The organism is Aquimarina algiphila (assembly GCF_007489275.1).
GTDB lineage: Bacteria > Bacteroidota > Bacteroidia > Flavobacteriales > Flavobacteriaceae > Aquimarina > Aquimarina algiphila.
This window is the reverse complement of the sequence record NZ_VLNR01000161.1, coordinates 1-1,410: the sequence shown is the minus strand read 5'-3', so window position 1 is coordinate 1,410 and position 1,410 is coordinate 1. Positions and strand designations below refer to the sequence as shown.

The window sequence follows — 1,410 nt, the reverse complement described above, 5'->3', positions numbered from 1 at the left end:
CTCCCTTAAAAGGGACAATCGGATATATATGCTGAAAGTGCTTTTTACCTCCGTATTTTGTGATCCTCATCTGGTATGGAATCCCTAAATTGGTGAGAATGCTTCCTATAAAAACGGTATAACAATCACAATCGACCCCTGTAGTTCTATCTGCCCATGTACGTGAAGGTCTGCGTACCTGTTCTATGCCCGTAGCATCCATTGTATACTGGATATGACCATAGACGAAATTCCAGATATTCCTACAGACCTCATAGCGGTTTTTAGTATTTAGTTTCTTTGCTAATACTACTGTATCATCAAGAGTTTCCGCAATGACTTTTCGCATTAATTGTAGGGTATCCTGTAATCTTGCTTTTCCTTGTCCTACAATAACAGCATCGTTTTGGATACTTTTAGGAAAAAACGCGTTATACTGAACTCCGGAATTGATATGTCTTTTTGCCTGTGCCTGCATTAGAGTTTTAGTATGATGTTATCAAACTGCTCATAGGGTAAACCATTGACCCTGGTGATAATTTGGGTTTGAATTTTGAGTTCGATAGGGTTTGCAGATCGGATATCGCCGACCACTTTGGTGCCTAATATCTGGATCAGTGTTAACCAACCTGCGGATTGTATCCGTAAATCAAAATCCTTTTGACTGTTCTCCGGAATTTCGATAATTGTATTTTCAATAGTTGAACTTCCTAGCAGTTTATCTTTAAACAAGATTTTGACAAAAGGATGCTGTAGTTTTAAAGTCACTGGATTAGGGTTCTGTATTTGAACCGCTGCTTTTAATTCAATTCCGGTTAGGTTGACCTTATGGATGCTTACCCGAATCCGGGAAGTAATATTAGTGCTTGCCCTTTGCAACCGGGATAAATACCGAATCGAAAAAAAAGCCGCCAAACCACCTGCAATCCATTTGAACATAATCTTTGTTTTTTATCAAAGGAATGTCAAAAAAAAGAGGGTTCAAAACGGGTTTTGTATCTTGGAAAATAAAAGTTGTTTTTAATAAAAATAGTAGTAAATTAAGGGTGTACGAGAGGTAACTATGACTAATTTAAGTTGTTGTAACTCCTTATCACACTAATACACATTAATACATTTTAAATCACAATAGGATATGAGGTTTACCTTTAAAACAAAACAGGAATTAAGCACATTTTTTGGCATCAGCAGACAGACATTACGCAGAAAAATGAAAGAAATTGATGGATTGGACACTGGAAGACGACAATTATTATACCCCTATGAGGTACGATTGATCTTTGAAGCTTTCGGTGTTGATTATTAAATTATGTCAGAATTAAGACTGTTTACAAAAATATGTTCTGAGTATATATACTCCTTTTCTATATATATAAGGGTTTACCAGGCTTATACCTCTTGGTAAACCCTTGGAATGATATTGTTTACAGC

The 1,410-nt window shown here is 36.2% G+C and carries 3 protein-coding genes; 1 reads left to right on the top strand and 2 read right to left on the bottom strand.

Features of this window, described 5'->3' with window-relative positions:
- Nucleotides 1-457: hypothetical protein (locus FOF46_RS30785; protein ID WP_143919244.1), on the bottom strand; the 457-nt coding region annotated here is incomplete at its 3' end.
- Complete coding sequence (locus tag FOF46_RS30780) at nt 457-918, bottom strand: hypothetical protein (protein ID WP_143919243.1); 462 nt, start codon at nt 916-918, stop codon at nt 457-459. The genes FOF46_RS30785 and FOF46_RS30780, both read right to left, overlap by 1 nt.
- Nucleotides 919-1,114: 196 nt before the next feature.
- Here FOF46_RS30780 and FOF46_RS32025 point away from each other — a divergent pair, with 196 nt between their 5' ends.
- Entirely contained in the window at nt 1,115-1,285 is a 171-nt protein-coding gene (locus FOF46_RS32025; RefSeq protein WP_167572029.1) for a hypothetical protein, read from the top strand.
- Nucleotides 1,286-1,410: the final 125 nt, after the last annotated feature.